14 protein-coding genes are annotated in these 14,344 nt (G+C 67.2%); 6 read left to right on the top strand and 8 right to left on the bottom strand.

Features of this window, described 5'->3' with window-relative positions; all coding sequences use genetic code 11:
* On the top strand, window positions 1-466 hold a 466-nt coding region (locus A9W96_RS08110), incomplete at its 5' end, for a CoA ester lyase (protein WP_197499450.1).
* A 116-nt stretch (window positions 467-582) separates the two neighbouring features.
* Window positions 583-1,815, top strand: a complete 1,233-nt coding sequence (locus tag A9W96_RS08105; protein ID WP_066863061.1) for an osmoprotectant NAGGN system M42 family peptidase — start codon at window positions 583-585, stop codon at window positions 1,813-1,815.
* Window positions 1,816-1,820: 5 nt separating this feature from the next.
* Here A9W96_RS08105 and A9W96_RS08100 read toward each other — a convergent pair whose 3' ends face one another.
* The 3 genes from A9W96_RS08100 to A9W96_RS08090 form a co-directional block, all read right to left on the bottom strand.
* Window positions 1,821-3,278, bottom strand: a complete 1,458-nt coding sequence (locus tag A9W96_RS08100; RefSeq protein ID WP_067138830.1) for an aldehyde dehydrogenase — start codon at window positions 3,276-3,278, stop codon at window positions 1,821-1,823.
* Window positions 3,279-3,364: 86 nt separating this feature from the next.
* Window positions 3,365-4,132 (bottom strand): class I SAM-dependent methyltransferase, encoded by a 768-nt coding sequence (locus tag A9W96_RS08095; RefSeq protein WP_067025490.1) that lies wholly within the window; start codon window positions 4,130-4,132, stop codon window positions 3,365-3,367.
* Window positions 4,133-4,184: 52 nt separating this feature from the next.
* Entirely contained in the window at window positions 4,185-4,868 is a 684-nt protein-coding gene (locus tag A9W96_RS08090) for a GAP family protein (protein ID WP_066863051.1), read from the bottom strand.
* A 294-nt stretch (window positions 4,869-5,162) separates the two neighbouring features.
* Between A9W96_RS08090 and A9W96_RS08085 the strand changes: the two genes are divergently transcribed.
* Together A9W96_RS08085 and A9W96_RS08080 are read left to right on the top strand one after the other, a co-directional pair.
* Window positions 5,163-5,924: an SDR family NAD(P)-dependent oxidoreductase gene (locus A9W96_RS08085; RefSeq protein WP_066876785.1), complete on the top strand. Its 762-nt coding sequence runs from the start codon at window positions 5,163-5,165 to the stop codon at window positions 5,922-5,924.
* A 30-nt stretch (window positions 5,925-5,954) separates the two neighbouring features.
* Window positions 5,955-6,635 carry a class I SAM-dependent methyltransferase gene (locus A9W96_RS08080; protein ID WP_156752827.1) on the top strand — a complete coding sequence of 227 codons (681 nt, stop codon included), beginning with the start codon at window positions 5,955-5,957 and terminating at the stop codon, window positions 6,633-6,635.
* Between the two features lies 1 nt (window position 6,636).
* On the opposite strand, the gene A9W96_RS08075 is transcribed toward A9W96_RS08080, so the two are convergent.
* Entirely contained in the window at window positions 6,637-7,290 is a 654-nt protein-coding gene (locus A9W96_RS08075) for a heme oxygenase (biliverdin-producing) (protein WP_066876788.1), read from the bottom strand.
* 240 nt (window positions 7,291-7,530) lie between these two features.
* On the opposite strand from A9W96_RS08075, the gene A9W96_RS08070 reads away from it, so the two are divergent.
* Both A9W96_RS08070 and A9W96_RS08065 read left to right on the top strand, forming a co-directional pair.
* Window positions 7,531-9,828 carry a SpoIIE family protein phosphatase gene (locus A9W96_RS08070; RefSeq protein ID WP_082972099.1) on the top strand — a complete coding sequence of 766 codons (2,298 nt, stop codon included), beginning with the start codon at window positions 7,531-7,533 and terminating at the stop codon, window positions 9,826-9,828.
* Between the two features lie 98 nt (window positions 9,829-9,926).
* Complete coding sequence (locus A9W96_RS08065; protein ID WP_067138845.1) at window positions 9,927-10,370, top strand: nuclear transport factor 2 family protein; 444 nt, start codon at window positions 9,927-9,929, stop codon at window positions 10,368-10,370.
* Between the two features lie 30 nt (window positions 10,371-10,400).
* Here the strand turns inward: A9W96_RS08065 and A9W96_RS08060 are convergent, their stop codons facing one another.
* The 4 genes from A9W96_RS08060 to A9W96_RS08045 form a co-directional block, all read right to left on the bottom strand.
* Window positions 10,401-10,943: an FKBP-type peptidyl-prolyl cis-trans isomerase gene (locus A9W96_RS08060; RefSeq protein WP_369807001.1), complete on the bottom strand. Its 543-nt coding sequence runs from the start codon at window positions 10,941-10,943 to the stop codon at window positions 10,401-10,403.
* Window positions 10,944-11,003: 60 nt separating this feature from the next.
* Window positions 11,004-11,357, bottom strand: coding sequence for a DUF732 domain-containing protein (locus A9W96_RS08055; RefSeq protein ID WP_066863034.1), 354 nt, complete (start codon window positions 11,355-11,357; stop codon window positions 11,004-11,006).
* Between the two features lie 131 nt (window positions 11,358-11,488).
* Window positions 11,489-12,664: a serine hydrolase domain-containing protein gene (locus tag A9W96_RS08050; RefSeq protein ID WP_067138828.1), complete on the bottom strand. Its 1,176-nt coding sequence runs from the start codon at window positions 12,662-12,664 to the stop codon at window positions 11,489-11,491.
* Complete coding sequence (locus A9W96_RS08045; RefSeq protein WP_231999632.1) at window positions 12,661-14,217, bottom strand: biotin carboxylase; 1,557 nt, start codon at window positions 14,215-14,217, stop codon at window positions 12,661-12,663. Before A9W96_RS08045 ends, A9W96_RS08050 begins: the two co-directional genes overlap by 4 nt.
* Between the last annotated feature and the right edge of the window lie 127 nt (window positions 14,218-14,344).

Here is a 14,344-nt window from a genome sequence, read left to right as displayed (position 1 = left end):
CGCGTCGGCCAGCGATCGCCTGGCCGGTTTGGTGGTGGGTACCAACGACCTGGTCAACGAGCTGCACGGCCTGCACGTGCCCGGGCGCGCACCCGCGGTGCCCGCCCTCGGCTTGGCCTTGCTGGGAGCCCGGGCGGCCGGAAAGGTCATCTTGGACGGCGTGTTCAACGACATCACCGACGAGGGCGCATTCCGGGCCGAGGCTCGGCAAGGCCGCGAGATGGGCTTCGACGGCAAGACCCTGATCCACCCGTCGCAGATCGCCGCCGCCAACGAGCTGTTCGGTCCCTCACACAAGGAAGTGGAGGACGCCCGCAAGATCGTCTCGGCCTACGAGCAGGCGCAGGCGTCCGGCACCAGCGTCATCACCGTCGACGGCCGCATGATCGAGAGCCTGCATGTGCGCGACGCCCAGCGCATCCTCACCCTCGCGGATCTGATCGCCCAGATGGAATCCGCTTCTTAGGGGCAGCGGACATATCGAACGCCCGCAGCCGTGGTGCGGCGCCCGCCGCGACGGGCGTTCGGTGCCGCTCACACGGTAGGTTGAACGCGTTCGGAGGCGACTCGAGAGGAGATAACGTGGGCCAGATCGCGGCCATGGCCGAGGCCGACCGCACCTGGATGATCGACACCCTGCTGGCGCTGCTGCAGACCCCGAGCCCGTCGGGACGCACGGATGCGGTGATGCAGGTGATCGGCGACATCTTCGACCACTTCGGGGTGCCGTTCACGCTGACCCGGCGCGGCGCGCTGACCGCCGAACTGCCGGGTGAGTCCGCGACCATCGACCGCGCCATAGTGGTTCACTCCGACACCATCGGCTGCATGGTCAGCGACCTGAAGGACAACGGCCGCCTTCAACTGGTCCCGGTCGGCACCTTTTCGGCGCGGTTCGCCGCGGGCGCCCGGGTGCGCATTTTTATCGACGACCCCGATGAGTTCATCACCGGCACGGTCATGCCGCTCAAGGCCAGCGGGCACGCGTTCGGCGATGAGATCGACACACAACCCACCAACTGGGAGCACGTCGAGGTCCGCATCGACCGGAAAGTGTCCTCGCGCGAGGACCTGGTTCGGCTCGGCCTGCAGGTCGGTGACTTCGTGGCGTTGATCACCAGCCCCGAGCTCACCGCCGACGGCTTCATCGTCTCACGCCATCTGGACGGCAAGGCGGGCGTCGCGATAGCGCTCGCGCTGGCCAAGAACTTCTCCGAGAACAAGGTGGTGCTGCCGCACCGCACCACGATCATGGTCACCATCACCGAGGAGGTCGGCCACGGGGCCAGTCACGGCCTGCCCGCCGACGTCGCCGAGCTGGTCTCGGTGGACAACGCGGTGTGCGCGCCCGGCCAGCATTCCCTCGAGGACGGCGTGACGATCCCGATGGCCGACATGCATGGCCCGTTCGACTACCACCTCACCCGCAAACTCTGCCGGCTGGCCCGCGAGCAGGGAATCCCGTTCGCCCGCGACGTTTTTCGCTACTACCGGTCCGATGCCGCGGCGGCGATCGAGGCGGGTGCCAACACCCGCGCCGCGCTGGTCGGCTTCGGCCTCGACGGCAGCCATGGCTGGGAGCGCACTCACATCGATTCGCTCGAGTCGGCCTACAACCTGCTGCACGCCTGGCTGCAGACGCCGCTGACGTTCGCCAAGTGGGACGCCAAGCCGACCGGCAGTCTGCGCGACTTCCCGTCGTCGGAGCAGCCCGCACCGAGCGAGCGGTGGGTGCCGCTGTCTCGCGGCGATTTCGAGAGCCCCGGCGAGGCGTCGCCCGGGACGGTCTGGCCGCCGGAGGGGCCGCAGGCGTGAGGCCGCTACATCTGTGCCCAGACGATCTTGGTCTGTAGGTAGGTCTCGATGCCGGCCTTGCCTGACTCGTGGCCCCAGCCGGACTGCTTGTAGCCGCCGAAGGGCATCGAGTGGTCGTAGGGAAAAGCGCAGTTGAGCCCGACGGTTCCGGCCGCCAGCCGCTTGGCCAGTCGATGGGAGCGGGCGAGGTCCTTGGTCCACACCGTGGCGGCCAGCCCGTAGGTGCTGTTGTTGGCCAACGCGACGGCCTCGTCCTCGTCGTCGAAGGGCAGGACCGTGACGACGGGCCCGAAGATCTCTTCCTGGAACAGCCGGCTGGTGTCGGGATCGACGTTGGTGACGACCGTCGGGTGCACGAAGTAGCCCTTGCGATCGAGGCGGTGGCCGCCGGTGACGATTTCCGCGCCGTCGGACCTGCCCTGCTCCAGGTAGCCCAGCACCCGGTCGAGCTGCTTCTGGCTGATCAGCGGTCCGCTCATGGTCCCCTCTTCGTTGGGGCCGCCCATCTTCATGGCATCCGCCACCTTCGCCATGCCCTCGACGACCTGGTCGTACACGCCACGCTGCACCAGGATGCGGGAACCGCACACGCATGCTTGCCCCGAGTGGACGAACGTGCCGAACGCCGACATCGGGATGGCCTTCTTCAGTTTCGCGTCGTCGAAGATCAGCACCGGTGACTTGCCGCCGAGCTCGAGGGTGACCTTGTTGAGGTTGCTGTCGGCCGCGGCGTGCACGATCGCGCGGCCCACCTCTGTCGAGCCGGTGAAGGCGACCTTCTCCACGTCGGGGTGCGCGGTGATCGCCGCGCCGACGGTGTGTCCGTATCCGTTGACCAGGTTGGCCACCCCGTCCGGGATCCCGGCCTCGGCCAGCAGGCGCATCAGCACGTGCGCCGAAAGTGGCGTCTCCTCAGCGGGTTTCACCACACTGTTGCACCCGGCCGCCAGCGACGGCGCAAGCTTGGCGCAGAAATTGAACACGGGGCCGTTCCACGGGAAAATCAGCCCGACCACGCCGTAGGGCTCGCGCACCGTATACGTGTGCATGTGCGAATCGACGCCGGTCAGGCCGCCGGTGTTCACATCGCGCGCAATGCCGTCGATCTTGGTACACCAGCCGGCGTAATAGCGGAACCACTCGGCGCCGATTTTCACCTGCATCTGCGCTTGAGCGGGATACATTCCGGCGTTGAGCATTTCGAGCTCGGCGAGCAGCTCGGCGTTCTCGTCGATCAGGTCGGCGACCCGCCACAGGACCTTGGCTCGCTCGTAATCGGGCTTCCCGGACCATATTTCGGACTCGGCGCTCGCTTTCGCGCGCGCGACCGCCTCGTTGACGGCTTCGGTACCGCCGTCGGTGAACTGGCTGATCTGTTCCTCGGTGGAGGGATCGAAGATCGGGATCACGTCACCGGTACCGGGGATTTCTCGGACCTCGGCCAATACGGATTGCACCGTCATTGCGTCTCCTAAGTGAATGCGGCAGAAGTTACGCGCTTAACCCCCCGCTGTCTACGACATCGGCAAAAGGAACGTCCAAGCGGCGCTTAGCGGCCGCGGGCGATCCGATCGGCGCGCCAGCACCGGGACTGCATGGGGACGTCGATCACGTCGGCGCCGGGGAAACGCTCGGTCAAGATGGCTCGGGCGTTGTCGAGCCGCTGCGCGCGGTCGTCGGGGGAGGCGATGATCACCCGGCTGTAGGTGGCGAGCATCGCGACGATGTCGTCGACCGTCATCGTGCGCACGAAATCGAACGTCTCGCGCGCGACGTTGTGGAATATCTGCGGATCCGGCAGTACGACGTTCTCGTGGCGCCGGCGGAAGCGGTCGGGCGCATCCAGTTCGGACGTGTCGTCCTTGGGCAGCACCTCGAGGTCGCGGACCCAGTCCACGTCGCGATCGCGACTGGTCCAGATCAGCCCGAACCGACCGCGGTCGCGCAGCACGCGGCCGATCTCCGGGACGGCCCGGTCGGGATCCATCCAGTGCCACGCCGAGGAGACGAAGACCGCGTCGGCGGAGTTGTCCGGGAGGGGAATCGACTCACCGGTGCCCGCCACGGCGCGAACTCCGGGGGACCGCTCGGCCAGCACCGCTCGCATCCGCGCATCGGGCTCGACGGCGACGACTTGCGCCGCCCGGCCGACGAGCGTGCGGGTGAACAGGCCGGTGCCCGCACCGACGTCGACGGCCAGCTCGCAGTCCGACGGCAGCAGCCAGTCCACCGCCTGCTGCGGAGGCTGCGGCCGCAGCCCGTCGTAGTCCTCGGCGATCGAGCCGAAGGACATTGCGCGTTCGTGGCGATCGGTCACACGCGACAAGGTAATCCAGCTCGCTGTGCATCAGATGAGAAGTCGTACCACCTCACCACAGCGCGCTGTGGTTGACGATTGCGTCGGCGATGAGCCCGGTTCCGAAAACCAGGAACAACAGCCGCACCGACATCGGCCCGTAGCGAGTGAGGGCGCGCACGATCGCGCGCTGAATGCGCTTGGCCCGCATGGTTTTTCTCATCGAGAGGGCAAGGATCAGCAGCGGCGGCGACAGGGCGATGGCCCAGTAGACGAGGATGACCAACGGCCAGAGCGGCGGCCGCGGGTGCACCGCGGCGAGCATCGCCAAGCCGGTGAGATAGGGCACGGCGGTAGGGGCCTGGCCACTGCCCACCGCCAGCCCCAGAAATCCGAGCAGCCAGGGCCGTTGCCGCATCGCCGCCAGCGCCCAGCCGGGTGCCGACGACTGCGCGGTCAACGGAAAGAAGGCCAAGCAGATCAACGCGATGCCCAGCAGCAGTTCGCCCCGGAAACGAATGGCCGGTGTCAGGTGAAAGTCGAGGACCTCGGTGATGAAGCCGATGCCCAGCACGGTGCACACGCCGAATGTGGTCGTCACCGCGAACACGCCCGCGACGTAACTCAAGGCGCCGGGAAGCGGAGACCGGCGCCCCAGCCGGCTGTCGAAGATGACCGCCGAAACCACTCCCACGTTGAGCACGTTGAGCGAGTCGAGAAACGCCAGACCGGCAAGCGCCAGTGCCAGAGCCGCCACGCGTCCGCACCGGGCCTAGCGCGCGGATTTGCCGGCCGCCCGCAGCGGGCTGCGCGCTGACCTCGGCGTCAGGATCAAGGCGGCGATCATGCTGCAGAGAATACGAGTTCGGATGAGAACGTGTCGGGTGAGGTTTCGGGGTTCACGATCGGTGATCCCGTGCTCGACGGGCAGGACGCACGGGGGCGATGGTGTCGGCGCAGGTCATCCACGGCATCATCGAGGCGGCGGCGCGCGCGAATTCGCGGCCGCGGTTTCAACGGTGACGGCACGCCGACTCGAGGAGAGAACCGAATGGGATTGCTCGACCACAAGACCGCTGTCATCACGGGCGCCAACTCCGGGATCGGGTTGGCCACCGCCGAACGATTTCTTGCCGAGGGTGCCGCCCGGGTGTTCATCACGGGTCGGCGCCAGCCTGAACTCGATGCTGCGGCAAGCACATTGGGCCCTCGCGTGACCGCCGTGCGCGGAGATGTCGGAACGCCGGAGGATCTGGACCGGCTCTACGCCGAGGTCGTGGCAGCGGGTACCGGCCTCGACATCGTGATGGCCAACGCCGGATCGACGAGGGTGGCGCGGCTGGGGGAAATCACCGATGACGACCTCGACGCGCTGCTGACCACCAACGTCAAGGGCGTCGTCTACACCGTGCAAAAGGCGCTGCCGCTGCTCAACGACGGCGCCTCCGTCATTCTGACGGGCTCCACCACCGCCGACCGCGGCCGCCCCGGGCTGAGCATCTACGCCGCCACCAAGGCCGCCGTCCGATCCCTGGCCCGCGCCTGGGCCAACGAACTCGCCGGCCGCAACATCCGGGTCAACGTCATCGTGGCCGGGTCCACGGCCACCCCCGGCAGCGACGCGCTGGCCGCGCAGACCGATCCCGACGCTTCGATCGAGGAGTTCCGCGCCGGCCGCATCGGCACCATCCCGCTGGGCCGCTTCGCCGAGCCCACCGAGATCGCCAATGCCGCAGTGTTTTTGGCCAGCGATCTGTCCAGCTTCACCACCGGATCCACCGTCACCGCCGATGGCGGATTCAACCAGGTCTGACCCATTAGAAGAGTCAGCGCGCGTAAATGGGTGGCCAGCGGTGGTGGCGTCGATAAGACTGACGATATGTCGCGAACATCCCCGGCCTTTGCCCGAGACCCTGATACCGCAGCCTATTACGATCGGCGCGCCGCCGAATACGACGAATGGTATTTAGGACAAGGGCATTTCGCCCAGCGTGACCGGCCAGGGTGGAGCGCCGAGGTCGATCGGGTGGTCAGCTTGGTTGCCGACCTGCCGGCCGCGCGCACGCTGGACGTTGCTTGCGGTAGCGGTTTTTTGACCCGCCATCTGCGTGGCCTCGTGGTGGGAGCGGACCAAAGCCCTGCGATGGTCGAGTTGACCCAATCGCGGTTGCCGCACGGCGTGGCGATCGTCGCTGACGCGTTGTCGTTGCCGTTCGCGGGCAAGGCCTTCGACCGCGTTTTGACCGGCCACTTCTACGGGCACCTGCCGGCCGATGAACGCCAAGCCTTTCTGACTGAGGTACGCCGGGTGGCGGGGGAGCTGATCGTCATCGACTCAGCGCTTCGCGCCGGCGTGGAACCCGAGCAATGGCAAGAGCGGACCTTGAATGACGGATCGCGTCACCGCGTCTACAAGCGCTACCTCGGCGGCCGGCAACTGGCCGACGAACTCGGGGGAGAGGCGCTCTTCGACGGCACCTGGTTCGTTGCCGCACGGGTTCGCTGGGGTTCCGCCGAAGTGTGATTCAGCGCCGACGGTCCGGCACGCCGTCGGACAGTTCATCGAAGAGGGCCTGGTTCAGGCCGAAGGCGTATTTCACCTCGCCGACTATGCGATCGATTTCGTCGGCGTCGGGACGCAGCGCGTCGAGGCGGGCACGATAGGCGTCCTTATACGGTTTGGGCCGCACCGGGAATTCATAGAATGCAAGTCCCGCGCCCCGAAGATCGAAGGTGCGATCGAGGATTTTGCCGATGCCCCGGCCTCCGGAGAGGTCCCCGAGATAGCGCGTGTAGTGGTGGGCCACCAGGGCGCCACCCCACGTGAGGGCGCCGAGTCGCTCGGCGTAGGCCGTCGCCGCGGGGGAGTCGACCTCGTGTGCGGCACCCGGGGTCAGCCAGTGATCGAGGTCGGCGTCGATAGCAGTCAGGCGCTCCAGCGCGGGGTCGTACACCGCGGCAACCATGGAATCGTCACGGCGGGCCCGCACGGCGTCCTCCAGGGCTGCGTACACCACACGCAACCGAAGCAAGTACTCGCAGTAGCCCGGTGCGCCGATCCGGCCGGCGAGCAGTTCGGACATGAATGGGCTCTGCTCGGCGGCCTCGTGTTCGGCCGCCGAGCCCTGCTTCATCGCGACCGATAGACGGCGGGTTGTTGGGACGGCGACCGAGCACATGACCTGCTCAGATTACCTTGGTGAGCGCGGCGGGAGCGGTCACCGCGGCGAGGCCGACCGGGGTCGACGGCGCGTACCGCCGTCGAAGGGGGAAAATTTCTTGGGCGCGTGGGGAAGTCACTGCCGGGCGAATCTGCCAGGCCGCGCGTATCGCGGCTTACCTAGTCGGCGAACGGCGACGCACATTGATAGCTTGGAGGTCTGGCTGCTACCCCTTACCACTCCAACGAAGCGGCTCGCGTGACCGGCGACGAGCGGCACGTCCCGCCGTCGGCGTCCGCGGATCAGCCGATCGACGATCTCGTACCGGTCGGCACTCCCATCGACCTGGACAACTGTGCGCGCGAGCCGATCCACATCCCCGGCAGCATTCAGCCGCGCGGGGTGCTCGCGGTGGTACACGAACCCGCGTTCGAAGTGCGTCAGGTCAGCGCCAACGTCGCCGATCTGCTCGACCGTCCCGTCGAAGCCGTGCTCGGCCGGCACCTGTCCGCGCTGCTCGGTTCCGAACAAGCCACCCGCATCGAGCGCGCGGCGGAGACTTTCGGCAGTCTGCGCCAGAACAACCCGCTCGAGCTCACCATCGAGGTCGGCGGCGAGTCGCGGGCCTTCGACGCGATCCTGCACCGCGAGCCGGGCGGCGTGTTGTTGGTTGAGCTCGAAATCGCTTACGGCGAGCGGCCGTTCTCCTTCCCGAACACCTACCAGGCGGTCCGCGGCGCGGTCGAGGAATTGAACCGGGCCGCCACGCTGACCGAGCTGTACGCCATCGCGGCACGCGCCGTCCGAGACCTGACCGGCTTCGACCGGGTCATGGTGTATCGCTACGACGAGGAGTACAACGGCGAAGTCGTGGCCGAGTCCAAGCGCGACGACCTCAACTCCTTCCTGGGCCTGCACTACCCCTCGACCGATATCCCGGCGCAGGCGCGCGCACTGTACGAGAAGAACTGGATCCGACTGATTTCCGACGTCGACTACGCGCCGGCGCCGCTGGTGCCGAGCATCGACCCGGTGAGCAGTACGCCGCTGGACCTCACGTATGCCACCCTGCGCAGCGTTTCGCCCATCCATATCGAGTATCTGCAGAACATGGGTGTGCACGCATCGATGTCGATCTCGCTGCTGCGGCAGGGCCGGCTGTGGGGGCTGATCGCCTGCCACCACTACACCGGACCGCACCTGCCGCCGTTCGGCACCCGGGCGGCGGCCGAGTTCCTCGGCTCGACTCTGTCGCTGCGACTCGTCGACCGGTTCGAGGATGAACAACTGCACAAGCGCCTGGCCGCGCAGGCCATCTTGGCCAAGCTCACCGCCGCCACGCTGGACGACGGCGAGCCGCTATCGGCGGCGTTGCTCGGGGCGCCGGACCTGCTCGATTTGGTGCCCGCCGACGGCGTGGTCATCCACATCGGGGGCGACTTCCGCATGCGCGGCTCGGTTCCGCCGCCCGAAGTCGTGTCCGCCGTCGCCGCCTGGGCGCGCGAGGTGGACGACGAGATCGCGAGCAGCGAGTGCCTGTCCCGGGCGTTGCCGGAGCTCGAGCTGGATCCGCAGGTGGCCGCCGGGGCGCTGGCGCTCAATCTGCCCGACGGGCAATACGCGATCTGGTTCCGCCGAGAGGTGCTGCGCTCGGTGGACTGGGGCGGCGACCCCTACAACAAGTCGATCGCGATCAGCGAGGGCGACCAGTATCGGCTCAGCCCGCGCAAATCGTTCGACCGATGGCGCGAGATCGTGCATGGGCGCAGCGAACCCTGGTCGCTGAGCGAGACCGACTCCGCCGGATCCCTGCGACTCCAGCTGGTCGAGTCGCTGTATCGCCGCACGCGCGGAGCGCTGCGCCTGGCGGAGACGCTGCAGCGCAGCCTGCTACCCGAATCCATCCCCGCCCTCGACAACTGGCGCCTGTCCGCGCATTACGAACCGGCGGCGGGGGACAACGTCGGCGGCGATTGGTACGACGCGTTCGAGCTCCGCGACGGCCGGCTGATCGCGCTGATCGGCGACGTGGCCGGGCACGGCATCGCCGCGGCCGGCACCATGGCCGCGCTGCGCAACGCGCTGCGCGCCCAGCTGTTCACCGGCGCCACACCGGCCGAGGCGCTCGAACAGCTCAACGAGTTCTGCCTGCACATGCTGCCCGGCGCATTCGCCACGGTCATCGCCGCGCGGGTCGATCTCGATTCGGGCCGGGTGGAGGCCGCCTCGGCCGGCCACTTGCTGCCGTATGTGACGGACCTGACCGGCAACGTTGTCGGCGAGGCGGTCTCGGCGCCCATCAAGCTCTCCCCACCGATCGGCGTCAAGGGTGTCAGCTATGCCCCCAGCACGTTCAGCGTCGAACCCGGACACGGCTTGGTCCTGTTCTCCGACGGCCTCGTGGAGCGTCGCGGCGAGTCGATCGACGACGGGCTCGATCTCTTGGCGGCGACCCTCGGCCGGGCGGGCGATGCGACGGCGTCCCGGATCTGGACCGCGATGGCGTCGAGGCATACCGACGACGACGTCACCATCATCACGCTGCTTCGGCCCTGAGGCCGCGTTAAGCGATTCGTATATCACCGCCTTTTCGAGCGACTGCCATCTACAGTTCGACGAATAGCGAACAGTAACCGCCCTTGAAGGACAATGAGATGGCGAAAAGCGTTGCGACCAAAAACGACAACGAAAGAATCGTGGTCGATTTCATACACGCCGCTTACGGCAAGAGCATGGACGTCGACGCGATGACCGCACTCATGGCCGACGACTTCGTGTGGCAGCTGCACGTGCCGCTGTCACCGGTGGTGCGGGGACGTGACGCGGCGCGCGCGGAACTCGAGAAGCACAACACCCTGGCGACGGGCATGATCGAGGGGAGCGAGATCCGCACGATCGTGTCCGACGACGACATCGTCGTCGTCGAACGAGTCGACGTGAACGCCATGAACGGCGTGGCCGTCACCTTCCACGTCACCGCGCTTTTCGAGGTTCGCGACGGCGCGATCACGCACTGGCGTGAGTACTGGGACACCACTCACGTCGCTGGACAACTCGGCATCGATCCCGCGCTCATGTTCGCGCCGCTAGGTGATTAACCTGCCGCACAGGGGATTTGGCGGCCCGAGCTAGCCGGTGGCGCTGAGGATCTTGATCGCGAAGACAAGCGAGTCGCCGGGCTGGATGCCGGCGCTGGGCTGACCCTCGGGGTAGCCATCGGCGGGGACCATCGCGACGGCGACCGTCGACCCGACCTTCTGTCCCGCGATGGCCTTCTGAAAGCCCGGCACGACGCCGGTAAGCGGGAAGTCGACGGGGGCGCCGCGCTGGTAGCTGCTGTCGAAGACGGACCCGTCACGCCCGTTGACGCCCATGTAGCAGACGGAGACGCGGGCGGTGTTGGAGACGACCGGTCCGTCTCCGGCCTGCAGCGTGTGCACCTGGGTCTGGCCCACGCTGAACGGTGTGGTGACCTTGACCAGCGGAGCGGTGGTGTCCGTGGATCCGGTGACCGCGACGCTGCCCGTGGTACCGCTCAACGTCCAGTCGGGCGTTGCACCGTTTTGCGGTGCCGCGGTCGGACATGAGCCGGCCGCGGTGGCCGTGCCCGCTCCGGCGAGCGTCAGAGCGGTTGCTGCGACCGAAGCCGCGAGCGCGACGGAGGAGTACATCCGGGAGGACTTCACGGCCGTCACGCTACAGCCAGTTACTGCGTCGCTCGGCGGGGGTCCTCAGGTGCAAAGGCTGGGGGCGTCGCACACATTGCCGGGGCAATAGATCGAGTGGGCGGCGTTGACCAGGCTCCCGACGTCCAACAGCGTCACGCCCTTGGTGTCCAACCGGGCGTGCAGATCGTCGGCGATCTGTTGCGGCGTCCAACCCCAGGTCAGGTCGTAACACACGTCGTGCGCCTCGGCGATCAGGGCCTCGTCCGTTTTCGGCGGCCAAGTCAGGCCGACGGCACGCAGTTGCGCGAGGTATGCGTCATCTTGGGGGGTCGCGGCCGCGACGCCGGCGGTGCTGAGCAGTGCCGCGGCGGCCAGTAGGGAAACGGCGAGTGCGGCCGGCCAACGGGGTGAGGGCATTCGATTCCCTTCCGATCCTGATGGCGCGATCGAGGCCGCCAAAAGTGCGCTGCTCCAAAGCAAGACAGACATGCAGAATATCCGGAGTTCGGCCGAACGGCTCGCCGAGATATCCGACTGACTGCGGTCGACTAGCCGGGGAGTCCAGCCAATTCGCGTGCCGCCGCGTCGAAGGCGCGCAGGGTGTCGGACATGTGCGGCTCATGGGTCTTCAGTTGCGTGGATAACTTGGCGGCGACCACCTCCGCGGCGCGGTTGACATAGATCATCTGACCGCACATGCCTTGGCACAACACGACATTGCTGCCCGGGTAGGGGAACCACATCTGGTTGCGGTACATGCCGCCGGGCATCTCGTTGTCGTCGGGGCTGGCGGCGAACGCCTGACGCGAGTCGGGTCCGCCGTCGAGGGTGTCGGCGATCCACGCCGACGGCACCACTTGCCGGCCGGTCAGCGAGACGCCGTCGCGCAAGAACAGCGACCCGAACCGGATCATGTCGGTGAGGCAGGCGCTGATGCCACCGTCGAAAAACCCGGTGCCGTCGGCGTCGACGCCGATGGTGGCGTCGCATTGTGCGCCGATGCGGCTCCACAGCAACTCCGACATCAGCTCCGGCATCCGTTGAGCGCCGGCGACCTCGCAGATCCAGCCCAGCACATCGGTTTCACAGGAACGGTATTCGAACGGGCCGCCGTGAGCGCGCTGCTGGCGCAAGCTCAGCAAGAACTCCTGCAACGTGGCAGGAGCGTCCGGAGTTGTCCTGGGTGCCCACCCCATTGCCTGGTCGAGAAGGTGTATCTGCGCGGCCGGGTCGTCGTAGTTCTCCGAGAACGCGATGCCCGACCTCATGTCCAGCAGGTGACGCACCGTCGCACCGGCATAGCCGCAGTTATGAAGGGCGGGAACGTATTTCGTCACCGGCGCGTCGAGCTCGATCACACCGGCCCCATGCAACACACCCACCACCGCGCCCACCAGCGACTTGCTCACCGAGAACAACAGGTGTGGCGTCCGAGCGCCCAGGCCGTCGAGATATTCCTCGGCCGCGATCGCACCGCGGCAGGCGACGGCCCAGCCGTCGGTGCCCGAACCGGCCAATACCGCGCCGACGGTGGTGTCCGTGCCGTCCGTGCCCGTCACCGGAATCGTCGACAGATCGGCGGTAGCCGCGGGCAACGCCGCGACCGGCCCGGTGCCGCGTGAGATGATCGCGGTCGGCACGAAGTCTTCGACGTGCTGGAACGACCACCGCGCGTACGGCGCCGACAGCCAGTTGTCCAGTGCGATGCCGGCCGGGGCGCTCACGCGCGCGCGACGAGCCGAGAAACGATCGGCGCGGCCGGCGTCAAGGGTGTCGAGACGAACTTCGCCTTCATCCCCTTGACCCAGCGCTGGCAGCGCTCGCTGAGCCGATAGTCGTCCGTCTGCAGGTGTGAGCGAGTGACGAGCACGCCGAGTTGGGCGCCCTGCGAACGTAAGTCGCCGGGTGCGGCGACCCGCATGTAGAAGGCCTCGGAGCCGTCGAGCAGCGTGGCCCAGTCGTTGGCGGTTCGCGAAAAGGAGACCCGGCCGTCGTCGTCGATCCGCCACACCCCGGTGCGTGGCGTCGCGGTGAAGAGCTCGATGTCCGGCGACGTCTCGGTGATGATCACCTGGCCCCAGACCTCGTCCTCGCCATAGCCCCGCTCCCAGCGCGAATTGATCTCCTCGATGTCGAGCTCGTACTCCACGTCCATGTACTCGAGCAGATGAAAGAGGAACAGCGGCATATCGGCATAGGCCTCGGTGGTGAGGTTGGTCATCGGGCTGGCACCGCTCAGCCGCGGATTCACCTCGCCGAGGTAGAGCTCGTCGGCGTCCAGATCGTGCAACAGGTCCACCTCGAAGTAGCCGCGGTAGCCCTCGCGCCGCATGACATCGCCCAGCTTTGCCACCATTTCTCGCGCCGCATGCGTCTGAGCGGGCGGCAACACCTCACGCCAGATGTCGTTGCCACACCAGCTGCCCCGGCTCGGAGTCAGTTCCGAATAACCGACGAGACTCGTCATCGCGGGGCCGACCACGGTGCCGTGCCGGGTCACGGCGCCCTCGAGGCACACCTCGACATTGCGGATCCGCTTCATCACCTTGAGGTCCTGCCCCACCAGATCACCGGCGTGCTGGTCCCAGTCGCGCTGACCGTGCACGAAGAAAGTCCCGCTGCCGGCGTTACCGTAAGCGATCGAAATGACGAGGTCGTCTCCCAATCCGGCGTTTTGCGCGAGCGCCAGCAGGTCGTCGTAGGAGTGAGCCCGCCCGATCGTATTAGGCACGCTCGGCACCCCCGCCTCGTCGGCCAACCGCGTCATGACGATCTTGGAACCCAGGCGCTGGCGCAACTCGATCGGCGGATGCATGACATCGAGGCCCGCCGACCGCGCGAGTGCCTGAATTTCCTCGTTCAGCATGACAAAGCAGCACTTGCCGCCGGCACCTTTACCGGCGATGAACTCGACCGTCTCGGGATCGGACAGCAGATGGCTGCACACCTCGTCCATCGAGTCGAAATCGCGGCGGTCGCGCCGCCGGGGCACGAATACGCGCGAGTGTGTGCCCTCGAACGAGTCAAAGTAGGTGAGGTAGAAGAAGTTTCGTATCCACCGGTCAACGCCGAGCAGGTTGAACGGCGTGGGCGAGATGAAGAAGAGCGGCACCTTGTTCGTGTGGAAGAACGCGCGTATGTCCGACAGGCCGTTCAGCGTCCGGCGCTGCTGGGGCCACGTCACGTCGGTCGCGGTGACATCGAGGCCCGAACCCGGAGCCAGGGTGGTGGCGCGGCCAGACGCGGTGCGCTCGGCGTAACGCCGATGAAATGACATACCTGCATTCGACAAGTGTGCGCCCTGTCGGCGCCCGTGTCGAAGGGGGAACGGCGCCGAACGCCGATAGCCGGCCGGATGACACGCCTGGCCCCAAGGGCCGCGGCTGGCGTTTATACCGTTGTCC

This window comes from Mycobacterium sp. 1245852.3 (genome assembly GCF_001669335.1).
Classification (GTDB): domain Bacteria; phylum Actinomycetota; class Actinomycetes; order Mycobacteriales; family Mycobacteriaceae; genus Mycobacterium; species Mycobacterium europaeum_A.
The sequence above is the reverse complement of the archived record's forward strand: the minus strand, read 5'-3'. Positions and strand labels throughout refer to the sequence as shown.

What these genes read in the sequence shown, in the direction of transcription:
- A9W96_RS08060 (WP_369807001.1), bottom strand. Translation starts at nt 10,943, where the DNA reads ATGTACTCCTCCGTCGCGCTCGCGGCTTCGGTCGCAGCAACCGCTCTG.
- A9W96_RS08065 (WP_067138845.1), top strand. Translation starts at nt 9,927, where the DNA reads ATGGCGAAAAGCGTTGCGACCAAAAACGACAACGAAAGAATCGTGGTC.
- A9W96_RS08085 (WP_066876785.1), top strand. Translation starts at nt 5,163, where the DNA reads ATGGGATTGCTCGACCACAAGACCGCTGTCATCACGGGCGCCAACTCC.
- A9W96_RS08055 (WP_066863034.1), bottom strand. Translation starts at nt 11,357, where the DNA reads ATGCCCTCACCCCGTTGGCCGGCCGCACTCGCCGTTTCCCTACTGGCC.
- A9W96_RS08045 (WP_231999632.1), bottom strand. Translation starts at nt 14,217, where the DNA reads ATGTCATTTCATCGGCGTTACGCCGAGCGCACCGCGTCTGGCCGCGCC.
- A9W96_RS08075 (WP_066876788.1), bottom strand. Translation starts at nt 7,290, where the DNA reads ATGTGCTCGGTCGCCGTCCCAACAACCCGCCGTCTATCGGTCGCGATG.
- A9W96_RS08100 (WP_067138830.1), bottom strand. Translation starts at nt 3,278, where the DNA reads ATGACGGTGCAATCCGTATTGGCCGAGGTCCGAGAAATCCCCGGTACC.